Annotated in this window: 21 protein-coding genes, 1 tRNA gene and 4 pseudogenes; 12 read left to right on the top strand and 14 right to left on the bottom strand. The window is 33.5% G+C overall.

The window, feature by feature from the left end:
• The first annotated feature begins 85 nt into the window (after window positions 1–85).
• Window positions 86–1,378: pseudogene (locus tag BWZ41_RS06560) on the top strand (IS4 family transposase).
• A 44-nt stretch (window positions 1,379–1,422) separates the two neighbouring features.
• On the opposite strand, the pseudogene BWZ41_RS06555 reads toward BWZ41_RS06560, so the two are convergent.
• Window positions 1,423–1,930 (bottom strand): annotated as a pseudogene (locus tag BWZ41_RS06555) (helix-turn-helix domain-containing protein); the annotation flags it as partial.
• Between the two features lie 322 nt (window positions 1,931–2,252).
• Between BWZ41_RS06555 and BWZ41_RS06550 the strand changes: the two are divergent.
• The gene (locus BWZ41_RS06550; RefSeq protein WP_143689842.1) at window positions 2,253–3,029 is read left to right on the top strand and encodes an enoyl-ACP reductase FabI; all 777 of its coding nucleotides are present in this window, start codon (window positions 2,253–2,255) and stop codon (window positions 3,027–3,029) included.
• Window positions 3,030–3,259: 230 nt separating this feature from the next.
• Window positions 3,260–4,205: pseudogene (locus BWZ41_RS08590) on the top strand (integrase core domain-containing protein).
• A 227-nt stretch (window positions 4,206–4,432) separates the two neighbouring features.
• On the opposite strand, the gene BWZ41_RS08310 reads toward BWZ41_RS08590, so the two are convergent.
• A complete protein-coding gene (locus tag BWZ41_RS08310; RefSeq protein WP_277750561.1) occupies window positions 4,433–4,558 on the bottom strand; it encodes a hypothetical protein in 126 nt (41 codons plus the stop codon).
• 842 nt (window positions 4,559–5,400) lie between these two features.
• Here BWZ41_RS08310 and BWZ41_RS06540 point away from each other — a divergent pair.
• Window positions 5,401–6,849, top strand: a complete 1,449-nt coding sequence (locus BWZ41_RS06540) for a hypothetical protein (protein ID WP_143689841.1) — start codon at window positions 5,401–5,403, stop codon at window positions 6,847–6,849.
• A gap of 4 nt (window positions 6,850–6,853) precedes the next feature.
• Here the strand turns inward: BWZ41_RS06540 and BWZ41_RS08585 are convergent.
• Window positions 6,854–7,799, bottom strand: a pseudogene (locus BWZ41_RS08585) (integrase core domain-containing protein).
• A gap of 111 nt (window positions 7,800–7,910) precedes the next feature.
• The gene (gene ligA, locus BWZ41_RS06530) at window positions 7,911–9,872 is read right to left on the bottom strand and encodes an NAD-dependent DNA ligase LigA (protein ID WP_143689840.1); all 1,962 of its coding nucleotides are present in this window, start codon (window positions 9,870–9,872) and stop codon (window positions 7,911–7,913) included.
• A gap of 159 nt (window positions 9,873–10,031) precedes the next feature.
• Between ligA and BWZ41_RS08170 the strand changes: the two genes are divergently transcribed.
• Both BWZ41_RS08170 and BWZ41_RS08165 read left to right on the top strand, forming a co-directional pair.
• On the top strand, window positions 10,032–10,469 hold the full coding sequence (locus BWZ41_RS08170) for a hypothetical protein (RefSeq protein ID WP_241653958.1): 438 nt from the start codon (window positions 10,032–10,034) through the stop codon (window positions 10,467–10,469).
• Window positions 10,470–10,522: 53 nt separating this feature from the next.
• Window positions 10,523–10,897: a hypothetical protein gene (locus BWZ41_RS08165; RefSeq protein ID WP_241653957.1), complete on the top strand. Its 375-nt coding sequence runs from the start codon at window positions 10,523–10,525 to the stop codon at window positions 10,895–10,897.
• A gap of 83 nt (window positions 10,898–10,980) precedes the next feature.
• On the opposite strand, the gene pyrE is transcribed toward BWZ41_RS08165, so the two are convergent.
• From pyrE to hemC, 4 genes are all read right to left on the bottom strand, one after another.
• Window positions 10,981–11,571, bottom strand: a complete 591-nt coding sequence (gene pyrE, locus BWZ41_RS06515; RefSeq protein ID WP_143689839.1) for an orotate phosphoribosyltransferase — start codon at window positions 11,569–11,571, stop codon at window positions 10,981–10,983.
• On the bottom strand, window positions 11,568–12,752 hold the full coding sequence (locus BWZ41_RS06510; RefSeq protein ID WP_143689838.1) for a dicarboxylate/amino acid:cation symporter: 1,185 nt from the start codon (window positions 12,750–12,752) through the stop codon (window positions 11,568–11,570). Before BWZ41_RS06510 ends, pyrE begins: the two co-directional genes overlap by 4 nt.
• Window positions 12,753–12,820: 68 nt before the next feature.
• Window positions 12,821–13,705, bottom strand: coding sequence for a UDP-N-acetylmuramate dehydrogenase (murB, locus tag BWZ41_RS06505; RefSeq protein ID WP_143689837.1), 885 nt, complete (start codon window positions 13,703–13,705; stop codon window positions 12,821–12,823).
• The gene (hemC, locus tag BWZ41_RS06500; protein WP_143689836.1) at window positions 13,696–14,574 is read right to left on the bottom strand and encodes a hydroxymethylbilane synthase; all 879 of its coding nucleotides are present in this window, start codon (window positions 14,572–14,574) and stop codon (window positions 13,696–13,698) included. The genes murB and hemC overlap by 10 nt, the downstream gene beginning before the upstream one ends.
• A gap of 119 nt (window positions 14,575–14,693) precedes the next feature.
• On the opposite strand from hemC, the gene BWZ41_RS06495 reads away from it, so the two are divergent.
• The 5 genes from BWZ41_RS06495 to tnpA all read left to right on the top strand — a co-directional run bounded on the left by BWZ41_RS06495 (window position 14,694) and on the right by tnpA (window position 18,274).
• Window positions 14,694–14,978, top strand: coding sequence for a hypothetical protein (locus BWZ41_RS06495; RefSeq protein WP_241653956.1), 285 nt, complete (start codon window positions 14,694–14,696; stop codon window positions 14,976–14,978).
• Between the two features lie 145 nt (window positions 14,979–15,123).
• On the top strand, window positions 15,124–15,309 hold the full coding sequence (locus BWZ41_RS08160) for a helix-turn-helix domain-containing protein (protein WP_241653858.1): 186 nt from the start codon (window positions 15,124–15,126) through the stop codon (window positions 15,307–15,309).
• Between the two features lie 382 nt (window positions 15,310–15,691).
• Complete coding sequence (locus BWZ41_RS08155) at window positions 15,692–15,991, top strand: integrase core domain-containing protein (RefSeq protein WP_241653859.1); 300 nt, start codon at window positions 15,692–15,694, stop codon at window positions 15,989–15,991.
• A gap of 275 nt (window positions 15,992–16,266) precedes the next feature.
• Complete coding sequence (secD, locus tag BWZ41_RS06485) at window positions 16,267–17,781, top strand: protein translocase subunit SecD (protein WP_143689835.1); 1,515 nt, start codon at window positions 16,267–16,269, stop codon at window positions 17,779–17,781.
• Between the two features lie 58 nt (window positions 17,782–17,839).
• Complete coding sequence (gene tnpA / locus BWZ41_RS06480; RefSeq protein WP_143689834.1) at window positions 17,840–18,274, top strand: IS200/IS605 family transposase; 435 nt, start codon at window positions 17,840–17,842, stop codon at window positions 18,272–18,274.
• A 622-nt stretch (window positions 18,275–18,896) separates the two neighbouring features.
• Here the strand turns inward: tnpA and BWZ41_RS08580 are convergent.
• The 4 genes from BWZ41_RS08580 to BWZ41_RS08305 are packed head-to-tail and all read right to left on the bottom strand — an operon-like array spanning window position 18,897 to window position 19,731.
• Window positions 18,897–19,115, bottom strand: coding sequence for a transposase (locus BWZ41_RS08580; protein WP_143689833.1), 219 nt, complete (start codon window positions 19,113–19,115; stop codon window positions 18,897–18,899).
• Window positions 19,108–19,335 carry a hypothetical protein gene (locus BWZ41_RS06470; protein WP_206663884.1) on the bottom strand — a complete coding sequence of 76 codons (228 nt, stop codon included), beginning with the start codon at window positions 19,333–19,335 and terminating at the stop codon, window positions 19,108–19,110. The genes BWZ41_RS08580 and BWZ41_RS06470 overlap by 8 nt, the downstream gene beginning before the upstream one ends.
• Window positions 19,336–19,391: 56 nt before the next feature.
• On the bottom strand, window positions 19,392–19,637 hold the full coding sequence (locus tag BWZ41_RS08575; RefSeq protein ID WP_143689951.1) for an IS630 transposase-related protein: 246 nt from the start codon (window positions 19,635–19,637) through the stop codon (window positions 19,392–19,394).
• Window positions 19,603–19,731 (bottom strand): hypothetical protein, encoded by a 129-nt coding sequence (locus BWZ41_RS08305; RefSeq protein ID WP_277750560.1) that lies wholly within the window; start codon window positions 19,729–19,731, stop codon window positions 19,603–19,605. The genes BWZ41_RS08575 and BWZ41_RS08305 overlap by 35 nt, the downstream gene beginning before the upstream one ends.
• A 396-nt stretch (window positions 19,732–20,127) precedes the next feature.
• Between BWZ41_RS08305 and BWZ41_RS06460 the strand changes: the two genes are divergently transcribed.
• On the top strand, window positions 20,128–20,412 hold the full coding sequence (locus tag BWZ41_RS06460) for a hypothetical protein (RefSeq protein ID WP_143689831.1): 285 nt from the start codon (window positions 20,128–20,130) through the stop codon (window positions 20,410–20,412).
• Between the two features lie 333 nt (window positions 20,413–20,745).
• On the opposite strand, the gene BWZ41_RS06455 is transcribed toward BWZ41_RS06460, so the two are convergent.
• Together BWZ41_RS06455 and BWZ41_RS06450 are read right to left on the bottom strand one after the other, a co-directional pair.
• A tRNA-Ser gene (locus BWZ41_RS06455) sits at window positions 20,746–20,832 on the bottom strand.
• 31 nt (window positions 20,833–20,863) lie between these two features.
• On the bottom strand, window positions 20,864–21,652 hold the full coding sequence (locus BWZ41_RS06450) for a DUF2163 domain-containing protein (RefSeq protein ID WP_143689830.1): 789 nt from the start codon (window positions 21,650–21,652) through the stop codon (window positions 20,864–20,866).
• Window positions 21,653–21,897 lie beyond the last annotated feature (245 nt).

Here is a 21,897-nt window from a genome sequence, read left to right as displayed (position 1 = left end):
AATAAAGCATACGCGTCAAGTTAAGGAAATAAAGGTATGAAAGAGATAGAATAATAAGGTATAAGTTCTCCCAGAAATACTTTTAGTGAGAGAACCAATGAATAAAATAACTAGCTTATCAAAAAAGCTCAAAGAATTTTTTAATGAAAAAGCAGACAAAATCTCAATTACAACAAGGTTTATAAAAAGAAAGAGAAAGCTAAAAGGTTCATCGTTCGTAAAAGCCATGGTCTTGGGTAATATAGGGGTTGATAATTGTAGCGTAGAAACAATGTGTCAATTACTAAACGAGGACTCGATAGATATAACAAAACAAGGTTTGGATTTTAGATTTACTGAAGAAGCAGTGGAATTTATGAAAAGGATGTATAATGAATCTGTGGTTCTCTTTAAAAATATCTTGCAAGTTAATTGCAAAATCTTACAGCTATTTAATAGTGTTAAATTATTGGACAGTAGCTATATTACTCTACCTAACAATATGGAAGAGATGTATAAAGGTTATGGTACTAGCTACAGTGGCTATGAAAGCAATACTAAGTCTGGAATAAAGTTACAATTAGTTTTCGACTACATGAATCAGATAATAGACCAACTTAATTTAACGGAGGGAGTAAGATCAGACCAGGGATATAGGAAACATTTAAGTAATATATTAAGTAATGATTTGCTAATATCTGATCTCGGTTCAAGTTCTTTTAAACAAATCAATGAAATAGGAGCTTATTTCATAAGTCGTTATAAATCCGATACCAACATATATGATGTAGAAACAAATCAAAAAATGGAGTTATTAGAATGTTTAGAGGATAAGTTATTTTTAGAAAACGAGGTATTGTTAGGAAAAGAAGCAAAAATTAGAGTAAGAATTATATGTCAGAAACTAACTGAATATAGCCAGAAGAAGGAAAGCTAATAGATTAGCAAGATCGCAGATCCTCTAAAAGAAATCAAAAATTGTTGAACTGGTCAAAACTAATATTCCAGAGGATAAAATTAGTGCTGAGCAAGTATTACAGAGTAAGGTGGCAAATTGAGTTATTATTTAAATTGTATAAAAGGCATATCAGACTTAAAAGGAAAGCCATGCAGAGTATTATGTGAACTATATGCTAAATTGTGCGCAATTCTTATATTTCACGGCATAGTTGGTTGCATAGAAGTGAAAAAGAATACAGAACTTAGCTTAACAAAGGCATTTATTGAGCTAAAAAGGCGGGTTAGAGAGTTATTTTTAGCACTAAAGAATAAAGTTAATAGTTTGAAAATTTTTCTTAAAAAGATTACCATAACTTGGTCTCGATTTTCATTAAAAGACAAGTACAGAAAAACTAGAGTATCTACCTTAACTTCCCTGAATTTACTTACAATCTCTTAACTTGACGCGTATGGTTTATTTAACACTCCCAAGTTTGTTGATACAATACCTTTGATATTGCCTACATAATAGGTATCTTGACTACCTAAGTATCCAGGGTGTTGTGTCTCAATTTCGCCATTGGCTTCTTTTTGTTCCTTAGTTTTTTCTAAAGCAGCAACTTGCTTCTCTGTTAAAATTATACCGTCTTGGACCACCTTCGCTTCCAGCGCCTTCAACCTCTTTTTAAAATTTTCGAGTTTGCCGTATTGACCTTATCCCACTAGCAGATATTAGAATTCCTTTTTTCTTTAATTCATTAGCTGCTCTTTCTTGTCCATATGCTGGAAACTCTACTAACTACTGCTTCTTCTGTATCCTTTGGTACTCTATTGGCAAGTAATGGTTTGCTTTTGTTTATCTCATATAATCCCTCCTGTTTCATACAGCTCTTTGAAGCGGTAAAATGTATCCCTTCATTACTTTACACGCCTGTGATACATTTCCTAATTGCTTTGCAAGTTCTAGCAACCCCAACTTTGGTTTTAGTATTTTTTCTTGTGTTTTACTCATATCTGACACTCCTTTAAAATTTATTTATATTTTTATCTTACTTTGTTAATCTGTCAGATCAAGTCTAAACTATTACAGATAAGTATGTGTGTGCACCCACGTACACTGAAGAAGATACACTACATTTTTTGATGAATTTGATTGTTTAATAAAAAAAAAGTCTGCAGACTAAAGATAGATTTTGAGCTCTTAAAATATCTCTAATTGTAATTATAATGAGGTTGGAAATATGCGGAAGTAATTTTTATACGTTAGCTACAGTTAAAACATAATTGACTTTGCCTAGTTAATATTTCAAATTATAAAAAAGGCAAATAATTCTATGATATTGCAGGGTAAAAAAGGGTTAATAACCGGAATAATAAATAAGAGGTCAATAGCATATGGTATAGCAAAGACCCTCTCAGAACATGGAGCTGAGCTTGCAATCACTTATCAAAATGAAACAATAAAAGAAAAATTATTACCAATAGCAAATGAATTAAATGTGGAGTTAACATTACACTGTGATGTTTCAAATGAGGAAACCATAGATAATGCTTTTGAGGAAATAAAGAAAGAATGGAATACTCTTGACTTTTTGGTACATGCAATAGCATTCTCCGATAAAAATGAGCTAAATGGTAAATATGTCAATACTTCACTAAACAACTTTATTAATGCAATGCATATATCGTGCTATTCTTTTACTGCTTTAGCGCAAAGGGCGGAAAAAATGATGTTAAATGGCGGTAGTTTACTTACTTTATCTTACTATGGTGCTGAAAAAGTTATGCCAAATTATAATGTGATGGGTTTATGTAAAGCAGCACTTGAAGCAAGTGTAAAATATATAGCATGTGATCTCGGACCACAGAACGTCAGAGTAAATGCAATTTCTGCTGGTCCAATCAGAACTTTGGCATCTTCTGGAATAAGTGACTTTCACTCCATATCGGAATGTAATAGAAGTAATTCTCCACTTAGACGCAATGTTACAATAGAAGATGTTGGCAAGGCAGCACTATACTTATTAAGCGACCTGAGTAGTGGTACAACTGGAGAAATTTTACATGTTGATTCAGGGTATAATGTTGTGGGAATGAAGATAGTAGACTAATACAGTACTGCAGATGCATGTGAAGCCTGTGTTTTTTTGTTATCCGAGTAATTGACATTGGAGTCCAGTGTCAGCTACTCGAATGACAACATTTTTTAATTAAATTGTGTGATTCATAGAGGTTATTACAATAAGAATGTAAGGTCAAATAGAAATTTGGATTTGCAGTAGTGTATAGACCTTATTACAATTGCAAAGGATAAATTAGTTAATCTAGGGTTAAACTACGTCTGAGTTGGATAAAACTATACAAAAAGTTGGGTCATGCAGGAAAGAGCATTATGGTATTTCACGTTTTACCTTACGTAAATGGTACAAACGTTATGAAGAGTTAGGTGAAAAAGGATTAGTAGATCTCAGTAGTAAGCCTAAAACTTCACCTTTGCAAAAGATCAATGAATCAAGCTTATTCTTCATCTAAGACAAACTAGAAAGCTAGGGGCAAGAAACCGAGTTAAGACGTCTATATGATTTATCATTGTCATTGGCTACTATACACAAAATTTTCAAAAAACATAGTGTAAGTCTTCTGCATGTTAAACGTCATTATCGCAAACAGGTCAAGCGTTATAACTGTAAAGTACCTGGAGAGCGTGTGCAGATGGATGTGTGCAAAATATCGTCAGGGCTTTATCAATATACTGCTATAGATACGTTATAAAATTGTTGCATTATATTCAAGACGTACTTCAAAAAACACTTTAGATTTCCTAAAACAACTAAGAGAAAGAATACCTTTCCATTGCCAAAGGATTCAAACTGATAGAGGGCAAGAATTTTTTGCTTATGAGGTGCAAGAATGTTTGAAGGAATGGAAAATTAAATTTCGTCCTATTAAGCCGTTTTCCCCACACTTAAATGGTAAAGTGGAAAGAGCACAGCGTACAGACTTAGATGAGTTTTACAGCAGTGTTACCATCAAGAGCTCTGAATTGCAAATTAAACTTAGGGATTGGGAAGAGTATTATAATAAACACCGCCCTCATAGCGCTCTTCAAGGAAAAACTCCTTGGGAAAAATATAAGGAACTGGAAAATACGATTCCTTGCTTAAGTGAAAAACTATATCTTATCAAAAGAGTCGTTTGTCATGCAAAATTATAAACACAATCAGAAACTACAATCACTTCAAAAATCCAAATCTCTTAACAAGCCAACTAGTTCAGACTCAATCTGACAAATTAGTTGCAATAACCTCTATGAATTACACACTTACTACTATTCACAACTTTACCTTCCAAACTACAGTGTTTACGTCTGCATATCCCCAATATTACTTTAGGCATTAGCTTCTTAAACAATCCCTCTACGTAGAAGCATTTAGTGGGCCACCTTCTTAGTTATCCTTTTTAAACAAGGGATAATAAGAGCTTCCATGTGGTTACTCCGTTCCATGAAATCGTTTCACGTTAGACTTAGGTTCTTACTATTTGCCGGGAGACAGGAAACATCTTGATCAAACATAAAAATTTTGATCATCCTATATTTCTCCATACCTTTTGGTTTATGCGTTTCAACCTTATTTCGCATATTATGGGTTATGACAATTCAGACATAAGTTCCTTTCGTAACCATATCTAACTCTTCTTGGAAGGATTTACCATAAGGTTTAGTATTACTCCCTTTTTATCCATGTTTGCACCATGTGAAGTTGCCAATTTCACAAAATGTGGATAACGATTTCAGCCAGATGTTATGGCGGATGGGATTGAACCATCACGATTTCATGACTTTCAAGTCGCACGAGAACTTTTCGTTTTGGAATCTTATGGTCTGCCACGTGATCCATATGAACTTTTATTTATAATCACTTTGTTATACCTTATAACTAGCCATAATAGACTACTTTAGTCAAATTTAGATATGAACTGATCGGCTTAGCTTTGTTACAAATTTTACACTTTTATTTGCACAACGCTGCTTTTATTTAAGCCGTTCTCGCAAGGATACGTACCTTTTTGCGATTTTAGGAAAAGTAAATAAGTAAATTTTACTTGATGCTAAATGAGATGCATGTTTTAAAATGTTTCTCTGAAAAGTTTTACAGCTTCTTCTTTGAATTCTGCTGTATACTCTCTTCCATTTGTCATATTACACCCCTTTATAAAAACATTTTTTACTAAAAACGTCCCAACTTTTTCTCCACTTTTTCTGGAAGGTCAGTATCTTTTCAAGAAGAGAAAATATAAAAAAAAACTAAAATGAGTAAAATTATACTTGCATTAGGTTTTTTATTTTACATAACATATAATGTCTTTTTGTAATGGTGGAAAGTCAAAGGTATCTTTAATCCTAAATAAGTTTCTGATACAAAAATAAGTCCATCATCTAGGGAGTTACACTGTTGTGAAAATGTTTTAATAAAGAATGTAATGTTTACAGGTAAATTTCAGGGCTCTTTTTCTCAAGAGCCAAATAATGAAGATTCATGGAGCTCTTCATATCTTCCAGATGGAAATGGTGATGTAGGTGATTGGGGTTTAATGGATCTGATATCTTCAGATGATAATTCCCTTATCAAAAAGGGTGATTTTTCTGAATATCTTCCAGATGGAAATGATGATGTAGGTGATTGGGGTTTAATGGATCTGACATGTTCGGATGATGACTCTCTTATCGAAAATGATGATTTTTCTGACGATGAAGAAGATGATGATTTCTTTGATGATGAAAAAACTGTACATGATCCAATTTCAGCAAATGGCGATGAAAGAACTGCGCATAATTCAATTTTAGCAAATTTAGACATGTTGTTAATTGAAAGTAATGATGATAGAAAGCTGATGGATGAGTTTTATGAGAAAGTAAAAAACGTTAAAGAGAAATATAGGCAAACAGAGAGTGCTTTAAACCGCATTCAATATATAACAGATAAATACTTAGAAAAAGGGATAAGGCTAAACTTATGTTATAGTAACTGTGGCAAGACTGTGACAAATCTTATATTTGAAGAAATAACAGGTATTCTTGATAATATTGTGCGTGTAAGATCCAGTACCACAACATCTAAGGGGGGGTATAGCTATAGCGATGCAGATGGATTATCAATTAACAATTTAGATACAATACAAAAAATTGTTGAGAGTTTGTTATTAAAAGGTGGAAAGGTAAGACGAGATCTCTTTTATCATGATGAAATGCAGTATGCAACTGAAGCATTTATGAATAATGAAAATTTCCAATTTGATGATCATATTTATATACAATGTCAAGAAGTTAAAGATGAGCTAAAAATTTTAGCATATGGAAGTGTTATAAACAAAAGCAACCAGATCAAATCTGTATTAAGAATATGCAGAGATAATAAATATTTTTTTATAGAGTATTCACACGATAGTGCTGTTGAACCTGCAAAAATTACAAGTAATCCAGAATTAAAATTTTATGTGTTACAGATTGGAAAAAGTATAGTAACAGTCAAGAGTGTAGAGGGAAAAAGGAACTATACAGACATCTTAGAAAGCAGTATCAAGATGACTTTTACCACTGAAGTAGGAGAAGTCAATATTCAATTAAGTCCTAGCGACAAAAATAGCAACAAAATAAGAGTGGAGATAAGTGACGAGGACAGAAAGAACTTTGATCAATTAAAGAATAAGAAAGAAATAGGAGAAGATTGTTTACTTGGTGGATACTCAGTTTATGACGCTATTAAGCAGGGGTATTTTGAAAAGCATAAGAAGCTATGTCAATTTTCTGAAAATGCTGAAAAAATTGTGAAGGAAGATTCTCAAAATAGCGGTAATTATTGGGTGAATAAAATACAGCTCTCAAGAGAAAATAGCATGAAGTGTGTAATTCATAGAGGTTATTGCAACTAATTTGTCAGATTGAGTCTGAACTAGTTGGCTTGTTAAGAGATTTGGATTTTTGAAGTGATTGTAGTTTCTGATTGTGTTTATAATTTTGCATGACAAACGACTCTTTTGATAAGATATAGTTTTTCACTTAAGCAAGGAATCGTATTTTCCAGTTCCTTATATTTTTCCCAAGGAGTTTTTCCTTGAAGAGCGCTATGAGGGCGGTGTTTATTATAATACTCTTCCCAATCCCTAAGTTTAATTTGCAATTCAGAGCTCTTGATGGTAACACTGCTGTAAAACTCATCTAAGTCTGTACGCTGTGCTCTTTCCACTTTACCATTTAAGTGTGGGGAAAACGGCTTAATAGGACGAAATTTAATTTTCCATTCCTTCAAACATTCTTGCACCTCATAAGCAAAAAATTCTTGCCCTCTATCAGTTTGAATCCTTTGGCAATGGAAAGGTATTCTTTCTCTTAGTTGTTTTAGGAAATCTAAAGTGTTTTTTGAAGTACGTCTTGAATATAATGCAACAATTTTATAACGTATCTATAGCAGTATATTGATAAAGCCCTGACGATATTTTGCACACATCCATCTGCACACGCTCTCCAGGTACTTTACAGTTATAACGCTTGACCTGTTTGCGATAATGACGTTTAACATGCAGAAGACTTACACTATGTTTTTTGAAAATTTTGTGTATAGTAGCCAATGACAATGATAAATCATATAGACGTCTTAACTCGGTTTCTTGCCCCTAGCTTTCTAGTTTGTCTTAGATGAAGAATAAGCTTGATTCATTGATCTTTTGCAAAGGTGAAGTTTTAGGCTTACTACTGAGATCTACTAATCCTTTTTCACCTAACTCTTCATAACGTTTGTACCATTTACGTAAGGTAAAACGTGAAATACCATAATGCTCTTTCCTGCATGACCCAACTTTTTGTATAGTTTTATCCAACTCAGACGTAGTTTAACCCTAGATTAACTAATTTATCCTTTGCAATTGTAATAAGGTCTATACACTACTGCAAATCCAAATTTCTATTTGACCTTACATTCTTATTGTAATAACCTCTATGAATCACACAATTTGTTCCACTGTTCTTCATCTAAAATTTCCACACCCAATTCCATTGCTTTTTTATATTTTGAACCTGGATCTTCTCCTGCAATTAAATAGTCAGTTTTAGTAGAAAGGCTTGAACTGATCTTTGCCCCTAAAACTTTAGCTCTTACTTTTGCCTCCCCTCTACTCATAGCACGTAGCTTACCAGTAAACACTATAATTTTGTTATTCAAAAAAGAATCGCTAGAGTTGGAGCTCACGGGAAGAATTTGCAGATATGCAGTAAGATCATTTAACATTTTAATGTTACGTTCCTGAGAAAAAAACGATTTTAAAGATTCAGCTACTTTTTCTCCTATACCATCTATACCTACCAACTCAACATCATTTGATAACGTCGAATTATACCAGTTATCATAAGATACATAATAATTTGCGAGCAATTCTGCTGCAACTTGGCCGATAAATCTGATACCCAAAGAAAATATGAACCTATCTAGAGTGATTACTCTTCTGTTTTGTATAGCACTTAATAGATTAGCTATTGACTTCTCGCCCCAACCATGATGCTCTTTTAAGGAAAACTCTTTTAATCTTTCCTCTAAAATAAAAATGTCTGGAATTTGTCTTATTAGGCTAAGATCATAAAAAAACTTTATTTGTTTTTCACCAAGGCCAACAATGTCAAATGCATCTTTTGACACAAAATGTTTTAGTTTTTCTACTATTTGAGCCTTGCAATTAAATTCTTCAGAACATCTTACTGCCACTCCTTCAATCTGCACTTTACTACCACATTCAGGACATATGTCAGGAAAAACAAATTCAGGCATATTTGTATGACGAGAACCTTCATCTACTTTGACAATTTGAGGAATTACATCCCCAGCCCTTTTAATTGTTACAACATCTCCCTCTCTTATATCTTTACGTTTTATCTCATCTTGGTTATGTAGACTTGCTCTGCTAACTAATACTCCACCAATATTGACTGGTACTAAATCTGCAACTGGAGTTAAAACCCCCGTTCTACCCACCTGTATAAATATTTTATTTAACTTTGTCTTTGCATAAACCGCAGAAAATTTATATGCAAGCGCTGAGCGTGGCGCTTTGTGTGTACTTCCCAGACGACTTTGTAGCACCAAATCATTCACTTTATAGACTATCCCATCGGTATCATAATCCAAGTTATAACGACAATCATAGATCTCGTTATAGAATTTCAGCATTCCATTCAAACTACTTGTTAAGGAACGATACTCATTTACACAAAAGCCAAGTATTTCAAGCTTTTCTAGTACTTCACTTTGACTTTTCTCTATTCCACCAATTAAAGAATAAGCAAAATATCTAAGAGGCCTTTTTGCTGTAATGTTCGCATTCAATTGCTTTAAAGAACCAGCAGCTGCATTTCGAGGATTAGCGAATTCATTATTTTCATTTAACTTTAGAAAGTCACTGTTACTGATATATATTTCACCTCTTACTTCTAGTCTTCCTTGCACATCTTGTAAAAACTTAGGAAAGCCTTTTATTGTTGCAACATTGTGAGTTACATCCTCTCCTACAAAACCGTCACCTCGAGTTGCAGCTTTAACAAATCTTCCATCCTCATAAATTGCAGAAAATGACAATCCATCAATTTTTGGCTCACATAGTATCTCTATTTCGTCTTCAATTAAAAACCTCTTTATTTTAGACAAAAATTTTTCTACACCTTGTTCATCATAAGCATTCTCAAGAGAAAGCATAGGTTCTTGATGTTCCACCTTAGAAAATCTCTCATCAGGCGGAGCACCAACACTATCTTGTGTTGCATAAGCTTCTGGCTCTATTGCAGCTAACTTTTTTTTCAGTTCATCATATTCAGCATCACTTATCTCTGGCTTACTTTTTTGATAATATAAGATATTATGATAATTAATTTGATTTTGCAGTTTTTCTCTCATCTTTTCCAAGTCAGTCATGATACCAATATAACGCTCTTTGTCGTCAAGTCATGAATTTTTTCAAAAGGTACTATAAATTTATACTACTACCCTGAAAAATTATTATACTAATATTAATATAATTTTTGTACTTGTATATTAATATTAGTATAGTTTTTAAATTAAGGAGTATATTATATGGCAAAATATAGTAATAATTCGAACGATCAACCAAGCTATTATAATCTAAGATCACATTTTGACCTGTTCAATTCACTACCAAAAAATTCGGAAAGTCAATCGAGTTACGACACACAGAATACAGTATGGAAAGTACACAGGAACCAGCCACAAAATTCAGAAAGTCAATTGAGTTCTGAAACTTTAGCATATGGTGTAAGTGATACATTAGGAGGCTGGTTTGGCATAGATAAAGCAGCAAAAAAAGCAGCAGAACAAGTAATATCTAAAATGGGTAACGATTTAAAACTAGAAGCTAGAAAAGCAGCTCAAGATGAAGTAAAAAAAATTGAAGGAAAAATGCTGACGTTAGCTGAAGAGAAAGCTAACAAAATAGCTAACCAAAAAGCTAATGAAATAGAAAAAAAATATCGAATTCGATTGATAAGACAGTAAAGTCAGTAGAAGCAAATGCTGAAAAAGCAGCAAAAAATGCAGCTGAAAAAGCAGTGAAAAAAGTAGGACCAGAAGTTGCAGATTTGCTAAAGCCAGAAATCAAAACTCAGGTAGAAGAAGAAGTAAAAAAATATACTGAAGAAAAGATTGAAAGCCTTATCAAACCTGAGATCACAAGCAAAATAGGTGATTTTCTCACTGAACAAAGTGAAGAATCAAGCAAATTTCTAGAATATGAAATGAATAAGTTAATCGAAAATGCACATAGGGATTTGGATACAAGAATAGACAAGATTGAATGTGAACTCATAGAAGCAAAATCTGAGGTTTTAAAAACTGCTGCAAATAGTTTCAATGAGAGTGCAGAATTATTGTCTATTATGGCAAAAAATGAAACATGTGAAAACCAAGATTTAGTGTATTTTTAATCATGAAAGGGGTTTTATGGGCAAAATTTAAAAAATCCATAAAACCCTTAGCTAAATCAAGGGAAAATATATACTATATAGAATTACTTTGTTAAATATTCTCTACTCCCAGGTTTCATTATGGGTAATTGTTTTAAGTCACTTGGCAGTTCTTTCTCGCTATAGTTTTCGATATTAAGTTCAATTAAAGATATGATAGGAAAAGGTAGTTTTGTTTCACTATTTCTCTTGATCAAAGAAGCTTCAGCAACAACTTTACCTCCTTTCTCTTCTGCACATTTTACTGCTTCAAGTGAAGATTTACCTGTGGTAATCACATCTTCAATTAGTAATATCTTCTCACCTTGTTTAATCTCAAATCCACGGCGTAATTCAAATTTACCATTAATACGTTCGCAAAATATTGTTCGGATTCCAAGCTGTCTACCAATCTCATAACCCACGATTATTCCACCAATTGCAGGAGATATTATTAAATCTATGGGTTCAATAAGATCTTTTCTTATTTTATTCGCCAATAGCTCACAAACGTTCATTGCTCTGCTTGGATTTTCAAAAATTTTAGCGCATTGTATGTAAGTGTTGCTGTGCAGCCCTGACGAGAGTACAAAATGTCCGTGCAAAATCGCACCAGCCTCTTCAAATTCTTTTATTATTGTATTATCTAATATCATTCTTGAGTTTTAAATTCTTTATTAATTATCTGTGTTATACAGATATCAGACCACACATTTATTGCAGTTTCAAACATATCAATGATTGTATAAATAGGCAAAATCAATCCCATAATGTACAAAGGAACATTCATTGATACCAAATAACTAGTTGCCATAAAATAGCACCCCATCGGCACTCCAGCGTTACCAATTGCAGCTCCTGTAGCTAAAAAAATCCATATGAACATCTCACTTAAGGAAAATGTGTGCCCATTCATCTCTGCAACAAACATCACTGTGATTAAAATAAATGCAGCACACGCATTCATATTGATTGTTGTACATATTGGCAGAATAAAAGACGATAATTTCTTTGGTACCTTTAGCTGATTTTGCACACATTCTATAGTTGTAGGTAGCGTTGCACTAGATGATTTAGAAAAAAATGCAAGTGTAAGTGCTGGCATAACACCTTTCATCGTTTGAATTGGTGATATGCCTTTATACCATATTAGTAGTGGCAAAATCACAAATGCTTGCACGAAATTTGCGGACATTATGCAAGCAAAATACCAAAAAAGACTATGGAATTCGCTGCCACCTTTTAACTCGTATAAAAAACATGTGATAAAAGACCATACAGCAAGAGGAATAAACTTTAATAACCCTTGAGCAATTCTAAGAAGTGTATCAAATAGTGCAGAAAATATTTGGTGTAATATATCTTGTTTTTCTTTTGAGAGCGAAATAATAGCTCCACCCATCAAAAAAGCAATCAATATGCTGCCAATAACGTTATTTTCAAGAAAAACTTGCACAAAATTTGATGGAATGAGTGATTTTAAGTATGAAAAGTAATTGTGGTTGCTGTCACTCACACTTTCTATTGTGTTACTTATGAAATTTTTTCTTACTGGATCTATGAATAAATAGAAAGATAGCGCAACAAATGCAGCTATAATGGTTGTAAGCAGCGTATAAAATAGTGTTTTCTTAAGTAAGACTTTAATTTCAATTGAGTCTTTAAGCCCTGAAATTGTGGACACGATAGATAGAAAAACCAAAGGTAAACTGATTAATTTCAACAAACTGATGAATATATCACTAAATAGCTTTGCTACTTCAAATATCACTTCATTGTTTAAATAGTAAGCGACAACTGCAAATAGTATAGAAAAGAATATTGCAAGTTTGCGCATTGAAAATAAAACCTCAAAATGATATTATACAACAATTTTTGGAATTAGTTTAAGATAATCAGCAGCAGCTATCTACCTAACACTCTTATCTCCCACTCAAGTTCAATGTTAAATTTATCTTTTACTGCATCTTTTACTCTGTTGCCAAGGTTTTCTAAGTCAAGTGCAGTTGCATTATTGTAATTGAGTAGAAAATTACAATGTTTCTTAGAAATTTTAGCTACACCATTATCTAATCCTCGGCAGCCAGATTCATCAATCAGTTTCCATGCCTTGCAGCCTATTGGATTTTTGAATATACAACCAGCAGTTTTTCCTCTTACTGGTTGGCTTTTATTTTTTTTATCAATAACTTCTTTCAATCTTTGCAATATAAGCTCATACTCTGAACTTACTCCTTTAAATTCAGCTTCAATAAAAATCCACCTGCCTTTTAGACTGTGTCCACGATAAAAATATCCCATTTCTTCGCTGGAAAATTCATATAAATTTCCATCTTCTAGATTTACTGCTCTTATCGACTGTACAACACTTGCAATATCACTACCATATGCACCTGCATTCATTTCTATTCCACCACCAACTGTTCCTGGAATTCCAGCAAGAAACTCAAGTCCACTAATTTGCTGCTCCCCTGCAAAGTATGCAAGGTTACTGAGCAGCGCGGCACCACCCGCAATTATGGAGTTATTATCTTTACATTTAATATACGCAAATTCCTTACCTAATTTCACCGTTATTCCTCGAATGCCACTATCTTGCACTATTATGTTAGATGTTGCACCGATAACGCTAATTGGTAACTCAGTATCTTTTATCAAGCACATTAGATCTTCAACGTCACGTGGTTTAAATAGTACATCAGCTTGGCCACCAACATTTAACCAAGTCATTTTAGACATTGAAACATTATAACGGTAGATTCCACATACTTTAGGTAAGCTTATAAGCATTTTGATTTTAACTCTAATCCTGCATCCATACCTATTTTTTCTGCATCTTCTATAAATGAAGTACGCTCAGTGAAGTATATACCTCTCTCGCCCGCTAACATACAACGAAGACGTAGCATGTTTTCAATCACATATTCCGCCAAAGCTGCAAGCGGCGTAAAGCATGAACCATTTACCGTCTTCATGAAACTGCGCTCTGATTTTGCCCTTATAAAAGACATATTATTATTAATTTTCTCTAAAAGATCGATAACTTTTATATCATTCTTTCGGCATTGAATGCAAATTGCCCCCTGCCCTACTGCGTTTAACATGACTTTTGGTGATAATACTTCTGTAATTAAATGGTGTTTTTTTAATCTTATCAGTCCTGCTTTGGCTAAAATCATTCCATCAAAATTCTGATTTTGCAGTCTAGTTGTCACATTTCCACGCAGTGGCACTATATTCAGATCTGGCCTAAAATTTAGTAATTGAACTTTTCTTCTTATTGAAGAAGTTGCAATTGTAGCCTGCTGTGGCAAAGTTTTTAGACTTTTATATTTATGAGAAACAAATACATCACATGGACTTAGTCTCTCTAAAACACAAGGAATTGTTAAATCCTTCGAGAAAAACGCAGGTACATCTTTTAGCGAATGAACTGCCATATCTATATTATTCTCGAGCAATTCAGCCTCAATTTCTCTTAGGAACAGTCCTTTACCTCCTATTTCAGCAAGGGTTACATTAGCATATTTATCACCAGAAGTTTTGATTTTAATGATTTCAACGGATAGATTAGGAAAAGACTCTAATAATCTTTGTTTTGCTTCCAAAGCTTGGATGATCGCAAGGTCGCTTCCTCTCGTACCTATTTTAACTAGCATATATCCTTCATATTATATGTCTATATTCTATGTCCATTTTTTATTATCTCCAGTTTAGTTATTGAATACTTTATAATTAGTGCATAGTATCACGAACATTTAGTAATCGAGGAGTATGTATGTTTGATATTTTAAAAGATTCTAATGGCAGATTTAATAAAAAGAATATTTTACCTCTTGTAGGTGCCACTGTCGCTATTATTCTAACAGCATTAAGTGCAGTAGTAGCAATTTCCAGATTTTTCTCTCACCCCTCTCTATCTAGTCCTCTCGTTTGGAAAGATTTAAGTTATAGTAAATTTCTTGCTAATCACATACCACTTAGCATAGTTATTTTCTTAACACTTGGTTTATGCACTTACCTTGCAATTGACAAAATTAGACAAAACAAACAGAGAATCTGAGAGCCAACTCTGACATGTGTGATTCATAGAGGTTATTACAATAAGAATGTAAGGTCAAATAGAAATTTGGATTTGCAGTAGTGTATAGACCTTATTACAATTGCAAAGGATAAATTAGTTAATCTAGGGTTAAACTACGTCTGAGTTGGATAAAACTATACAAAAAGTTGGGTCATGCAGGAAAGAGCATTATGGTATTTCACGTTTTACCTTACGTAAATGGTACAAACGTTATGAAGAGTTAGGTGAAAAAGGATTAGTAGATCTCAGTAGTAAGCCTAAAACTTCACCTTTGCAAAAGATCAATGAATCAAGCTTATTCTTCATCTAAGACAAACTAGAAAGCTAGGGGCAAGAAACCGAGTTAAGACGTCTATATGATTTATCATTGTCATTGGCTACTATACACAAAATTTTCAAAAAACATAGTGTAAGTCTTCTGCATGTTAAACGTCATTATCGCAAACAGGTCAAGCGTTATAACTGTAAAGTACCTGGAGAGCGTGTGCAGATGGATGTGTGCAAAATATCGTCAGGGCTTTATCAATATACTGCTATAGATACGTTATAAAATTGTTGCATTATATTCAAGACGTACTTCAAAAAACACTTTAGATTTCCTAAAACAACTAAGAGAAAGAATACCTTTCCATTGCCAAAGGATTCAAACTGATAGAGGGCAAGAATTTTTTGCTTATGAGGTGCAAGAATGTTTGAAGGAATGGAAAATTAAATTTCGTCCTATTAAGCCGTTTTCCCCACACTTAAATGGTAAAGTGGAAAGAGCACAGCGTACAGACTTAGATGAGTTTTACAGCAGTGTTACCATCAAGAGCTCTGAATTGCAAATTAAACTTAGGGATTGGGAAGAGTATTATAATAAACACCGCCCTCATAGCGCTCTTCAAGGAAAAACTCCTTGGGAAAAATATAAGGAACTGGAAAATACGATTCCTTGCTTAAGTGAAAAACTATATCTTATCAAAAGAGTCGTTTGTCATGCAAAATTATAAACACAATCAGAAACTACAATCACTTCAAAAATCCAAATCTCTTAACAAGCCAACTAGTTCAGACTCAATCTGACAAGTCAATTGTAATAACCTCTATGAATTACACATAATACATGTGTTTATACTGCTTCAATAAATGATGTTCTAAAAGAACAAAATCAATTATAGAGATATTGGTTCTAGGCTTGTTTTTTATCTTTCACGGACCTTTTCATTTAGGTGCTTGTGATTAGCAACCATTCAGTTTACACTGTACCTAAGTATAGTTTAAATTTATGCTAAACAAGCTCACAGTTAAATCTCTTTCAGTATTGCTAATTTTTTTGCTATCTTTATATATAATACTGCCAAACTTCTTTGATAATAAGTTTCTCACCTCAAAAAAGAGGATAAATCTAGGGCTCGACCTGAAAGGTGGATCATCTATACTTCTAAACGTAGACTTAGACTTTTACTTTAAAGAGAAACTGGGCATGCTAGCCGATGAGGTAAAAGAAGGTCTGTTAACACAAAAGATTGAATTTAGCGCAAAAAACGATAAACAAGTGGCTGTAACTTTAAATAATATTGATGATTACAAAAAAGTTTCAACGTTAATACATAAAATAAACCCAAATTTAGAATTGAGTAGAAAAAATACTGCAATTTTCATTTCATATAAACCGCATTATAAGAATTCATTAATCAATGAAGTAGTTTCAGAGTCAATAGTTAATGTTCAAAGACGCTTAGATAAGCTTGGTACTAAGGAGGTAAGTGTGCAAAAACAAGGACAAAATAAGATATTAGTCCAAGTTCCTGGAGTAGAAGACACTCAGCAGATAAAATCTCTGCTTGGCAAAACAGCCAAGCTGGCCTTCCATTTGGCAAACACCAATGTAGCTAAAATGCAAGATATCGATCATGACACTACGATTATGCTCAAGGATTCTTTGGGTAATTCCTACCCGATATTCCGCAAAACTGAAATAGGCGGTGATTCATTAGTTAACGCATCAGTTAGATTTGGCAATTTAGGTAAACCAACAGTACATTTCAAATTCGACAGCATAGCAAGCAAAAAATTTGCAAAAATTACTAAAGAAAATGTAGGAAAGCCTTTTGCAATTGTTTTAGATAACACAGTCTTAACTGTACCAACAATACGTGAACCTATTCTAAATGGAGAGGGAGAAATTAGCGGTAATTTCACTGAAAAACAAGCGAGTGAACTTGCAATACTTTTAAAATCAGGTGCACTACCTGCACCACTTAAAATAATTGAAGAAAAAAACATTGGTCCAAGCCTTGGAGAAGAGTCAATAAAAGCAGGAGAAATTGCAGCAATAATCTCTATCATAGCCGTTGGTTTATCTATAATCATTACTTACGGCAAATTAGGCTTGTTAGCGTCTGTTGCACTCGTTTTTAATGTAATCTCTATACTACTCATTCTTACCTTACTTGAAGCAACTCTTACTCTCCCTGGAATTGCTGGCATTGCTCTAACTGTTGGCATGTCGGTAGATGCAAATGTTTTAATATTTGAACGCATTCGCGAAGAAATAAGAGCAGGAAAAAGAACGGTTCGTGCAATTGAAGAAGGATTTAAAAACGCAATAAAAACAATCCTTGATTCAAACCTCACTACACTAATTGCTTCAGGAATAATGTTCATTATTGGTAGCGGAGCAATTAGAGGATTTTCTATCACTTTATCGATAGGAGTTTTATGCTCGATGTTTTCTGCAATCACAGTCACAAAACTCCTGATAGGACTGTGTGTGAACCCAAAGAAACTAGTACTTTAGTGTCCCCCTTCGGGGATTGTCTCGCCTTGAGGCGAAGGACAAGTTATAATAGTCGCGTATGCGAAGTTATGGGTATAATGCACACTCTAAGTACGATATGAAAGTACACTTGGTATGGATTCCCAAATATCGCAAAAGGGTTCCAATAGGCCAAATTGCTGTTAGACTTAGGGAACTGCTAAGGCAGGTTGCCATGGAAAATGAAATCCAAATTATCTCAGGTAAAGTTGCAGTAGATCATATTCATATGTTCATATCATATAAACCACAGCAAAGTGTTAGTAAAATTGTACAACTTTTGAAAGGAACAAGTTCAAGGTTGCTGATGCAAGATTTTGCAAGTCTAAGGAAGCAATTTTGGGGCAGGCACCTTTGGGCACGTGGATATTTAGCCGTAAGTTCTGGTACAATTACAGATGAGGTGATACAGGAGTACATATCTATCCAGGAAGGCGAGCCACTTCATGACAATGATCAATTTCACATTGATTAAAATTTAACCCTTCACCTTGTAGGTGATGGTTGTTGAGTATCTGTTCAGCATAGTGACAAAATAAGATAGACGAGAAAAGACAAATAAATGGTTGTCATGAAAGTAGCTATCCAGTCTTTTCGTCGTCAAAAACGTTGTAACATGCTTACCAACTTAGTTGGATTCCAGTGTGTCACCCCAGCGCCCAAACACTGAAATGGCTTTGTTGCATCACTAACTATGAAAGGCCAACTATACAAGCAACGTATTGAAAATCTTATTTTTTGCAATCAATCTGATCAAATTTAAGAATAGTAATTTATTGTTTGTATTAGTAAATTTAATTTTACTTAAAATAGCTAAAGCATTGAAATTCGTGAATTTTATCTGGGTTCTGTGAACAAAATATGCTGTGAGAAAATAAAGTAAAGAAAAAGTAGGAGAAATAAGGAAAAAGAGACCGTGAATAATATAGAGAAACTACCAATGGAATATTACATAGAAAAAAGAAAATGGGAACAAACTTTTGAGTTCTTAAAGGGAGTCAAAAAAGGACAGAGAAAATTTTGAAATGAACGTTAAAACTGCCACGATTTAAGAAAAATGTCAAGACGATGGGCATTTTCCAATAGTATAGTATTTTCTAAAATGGATGATAAAGTTCCATTATGGCATTACCAAACAAAAGTTGTAAGTCTGTATATTTATACATTAGAGGTCTGAGGCGGCTTTTGATGTTATGCCAACAGTGTTCTATGGGATTCAAATCTGGTGAATATGTTGGAAGATAGAGCAAATGACAGCCAAAAGATTCTATTAATGACCTTGTTGTAGGAGTCTTATGAAATGTAGCATTATCCATAACTATGGTTGTACCAGGTTGTAACTGTGGAATGCTCTAACCATGCATTAAATACTTCTTTGTTACACCCTCCAGTAAAAGTTATTGGTGCAACAAATCTCTTTCCAATCCACCCGGCTACTATACTGATTCTCTCTCGCTGGAATATCTTCATAAATTTTCTTTCCTCTTGGAGCGTGCCCATACTCTCGGTATAATCTATTGTCAACTCCTGCTTCATCTATATATAAGGTGCTAGAATGGTCTATTTTTGAGATTTTATCGGTAAATTGCTGTCTATCTTCTTGATTGCGCTCTTGATATAGTGTGACTTTTTTTTAAAGTAATTCTTAGCTGTTTTAGTCTATACCAAATTGAATGTATTCCAAATCCAAGATTTCGTTTCATCTCTGCCAGAGTATGATCTGGATTCTTTGTAACATATTCTTTGAGTATTTTTGGGTCTATTTTTCGAATAAAGCTGCCGTTTTTAGATGGCTTTAGGCTTTCACCAGCAGCTTTCTTTTTTAACCAGCGGTACAGAGTCTATCTCCATAAGCTCTGCTACCTCAATCTTCGTCTTCCCTTTTTCTATCATCAATACTGCCTTTTCCCTTAAATCCACACTATATGCCATTATAACTTAAATACCTTATTATATCTTTATCATTTACTTTAGGAAATACTTCTCTTGATGAAGAGAGGGGGTAAATTACAGGAAATTTTATAAAAAAACCTCTGATCAAGAAATAGATAAATATAAGTGTAGAGTAGTGGTAAATCATCTGATTAGGAATAATGTAAAATCGTCTGATATAGAGGTAACAAGTGTGAGTAATGGAATAGTGATTAGAAGCAAGAGCAAAACAGGTGTTTAAAAAATATATTTAGTGTTTCTGTAGGTGGAGAGGAAGGAGGGCTGTATAATTTGTTTTGACTTTCGTAAAAAATGTATTAAAAAGTAGTTATGCCATTATTAGAATTAATATTAATGTTTTAATATTATGTTAGTTTTTTAATTAGGGAGAATATTATGTCAAAAAATACACAAAACTACCATACTTATCCTTTTACGAGTAAAAGTAAGGTGCAAGAATCTACACAAAAATTATTTTCTTGGATAGACGAGCAAAAAGCACGTGACCATAATCTTTGCCACAGAAAATGTAAAGAGATACATGATTGGTATAATCCTGCCGGGCGATCTATATGCAAGGCAAGATGTAATAATATATATGATCTAAGTTCTGAACCATTTGATCCACAAAAGACAATAATGGAATCATCTTTGGATGAATACGATTACATGTCTATTTAATAAAAAAGTGTGAGGCTTTTTTGTCTTCCGAAATTTTCAATAAAGAATTATATCGACAGATTATGGTAGGTTGAGTATATACGAGTTTGCTGATGCTCGGAAGAAATGACACAGACTAAGTATAGTATTGCAAGACATTATTAGTAATAGGGATCAGCAGCTGGCTACTGGATTGTATTTCTATTACTCTTCGTCATCAAAAATCAAGAAGGCTCTGCAACTTGATAACTCTATTCTTTTATTGACGTAGATGACTCTGAAAAATTGCGAAGCTGAAGTGCTAATGCTATATCCCTTAAAGAACAAAACCTATGTTATACTAGAAATAATGTGCGGAAAAGGGGGGATTCGAACCCCCGACATATTTTCATATGTGCACGCTTTCCAAGCGTGTGCTTTAGACCGCTCAGCCACCTTTCCATACTTATTCATAATATTAAAAATTATGCTGCTAAACAACTGGTATATATGGTTCGCCACGGAAATTCACAGTATTGTTAAACTTGTTTTTGCACGTTAAAAACGCTTTATCACAACCTGCAAGTATCGAGTATTTATCTCCGGTAGAAATTTGATATGGAGGAGAAGCAAATAATGTAACTACTTTATTTTTGTATTCTTTAACTACAACTTCAAATGTTGCTGAACTAAACACTCCGTGCTTATAATATCCATCGCTTTCGATTAAATTAGTGTCTTCAAATCTTCTTTCATCTATCACTTTAGTAATTGTGCTCATTCTACTAAACTTTTTAGCATCAGCTTTACATCTATCATCGCAAAATTGTGCCCTGCATACAGGAGAATATAGCTCTGTTATGCTTCTCTCAAGCTTTGTCGCAAGACCTCTAATTTCAGCGATAAACCTCCCACTATTTAATGTTACTTTACCAAAAGTTCCTGCATGCAAATTCATAATTCCCTGACTCAAATCTTTATAATTCACAAGAAATATTTCAATATTTGCAAAGTCATACCTTCCTGATAAAACATCTTTTTCTTTAATATCAGCACTATTTAATATTCCTTCAATTTCTAGATTATCAGTTCTCAAATCGCTATTTAATATTATGCTACTAGCTGTAAACCCACTTGAAGATTTATAGAGTATATTATTGACATTTAAATCTTCGTCATAGTCGGTAAATCCCATTACTTTCCCACCTACAAGTGTTAATTTCCAGCAAGTAGCGATGGTAAGTAATTCTCCAGCTAAATGGTTTTTTAATTTGGTTTGCATAGTTGTCTCCCGCTTAATTGATTGAATTTGAAAACGTTCGATAGGTAAGGGATTACGATAATTTATCCATTATCTGAGTAACCATAGGGTGTCATTCCAGTGCTTGACATACAGCTTTACAAACATTTGTTTGTAAAGCTATATGTTAAGTGTTATAGCCGGTTTTGCCTCAAAGACAAAGGTGTCATCCCAGTGTCCAGACACTGGGATCAAGAAAAATTGATTGTGCATTATACAACATTTTC

It is taken from the genome of Wolbachia endosymbiont of Nilaparvata lugens (genome assembly GCF_007115045.1).
Classification (GTDB): domain Bacteria; phylum Pseudomonadota; class Alphaproteobacteria; order Rickettsiales; family Anaplasmataceae; genus Wolbachia.
Note: the sequence above shows the minus strand (reverse complement) of the source record. Positions and strands in the feature narration are given on the sequence as shown.

Excerpts from the sequence above, each read along its gene's own strand:
- BWZ41_RS06460 (WP_143689831.1), top strand. The coding sequence starts at position 20,128 with ATGTCAAAAAATACACAAAACTACCATACTTATCCTTTTACGAGTAAA.
- BWZ41_RS06495 (WP_241653956.1), top strand. The coding sequence starts at position 14,694 with ATGTTTGATATTTTAAAAGATTCTAATGGCAGATTTAATAAAAAGAAT.
- BWZ41_RS06450 (WP_143689830.1), bottom strand. The coding sequence starts at position 21,652 with ATGCAAACCAAATTAAAAAACCATTTAGCTGGAGAATTACTTACCATC.
- BWZ41_RS06470 (WP_206663884.1), bottom strand. The coding sequence starts at position 19,335 with ATGAAGCAGGAGTTGACAATAGATTATACCGAGAGTATGGGCACGCTC.
- BWZ41_RS08310 (WP_277750561.1), bottom strand. The coding sequence starts at position 4,558 with ATGCGAAATAAGGTTGAAACGCATAAACCAAAAGGTATGGAGAAATAT.
- hemC (WP_143689836.1), bottom strand. The coding sequence starts at position 14,574 with ATGCTAGTTAAAATAGGTACGAGAGGAAGCGACCTTGCGATCATCCAA.
- BWZ41_RS08580 (WP_143689833.1), bottom strand. The coding sequence starts at position 19,115 with ATGGATAATGCTACATTTCATAAGACTCCTACAACAAGGTCATTAATA.
- secD (WP_143689835.1), top strand. The coding sequence starts at position 16,267 with ATGCTAAACAAGCTCACAGTTAAATCTCTTTCAGTATTGCTAATTTTT.
- BWZ41_RS06510 (WP_143689838.1), bottom strand. The coding sequence starts at position 12,752 with ATGCGCAAACTTGCAATATTCTTTTCTATACTATTTGCAGTTGTCGCT.
- BWZ41_RS06550 (WP_143689842.1), top strand. The coding sequence starts at position 2,253 with ATGATATTGCAGGGTAAAAAAGGGTTAATAACCGGAATAATAAATAAG.
- BWZ41_RS06540 (WP_143689841.1), top strand. The coding sequence starts at position 5,401 with ATGTTTACAGGTAAATTTCAGGGCTCTTTTTCTCAAGAGCCAAATAAT.
- BWZ41_RS08170 (WP_241653958.1), top strand. The coding sequence starts at position 10,032 with ATGGCAAAATATAGTAATAATTCGAACGATCAACCAAGCTATTATAAT.
- BWZ41_RS08305 (WP_277750560.1), bottom strand. The coding sequence starts at position 19,731 with ATGGCATATAGTGTGGATTTAAGGGAAAAGGCAGTATTGATGATAGAA.
- ligA (WP_143689840.1), bottom strand. The coding sequence starts at position 9,872 with ATGACTGACTTGGAAAAGATGAGAGAAAAACTGCAAAATCAAATTAAT.
- pyrE (WP_143689839.1), bottom strand. The coding sequence starts at position 11,571 with ATGATATTAGATAATACAATAATAAAAGAATTTGAAGAGGCTGGTGCG.
- tnpA (WP_143689834.1), top strand. The coding sequence starts at position 17,840 with ATGCGAAGTTATGGGTATAATGCACACTCTAAGTACGATATGAAAGTA.
- murB (WP_143689837.1), bottom strand. The coding sequence starts at position 13,705 with ATGCTTATAAGCTTACCTAAAGTATGTGGAATCTACCGTTATAATGTT.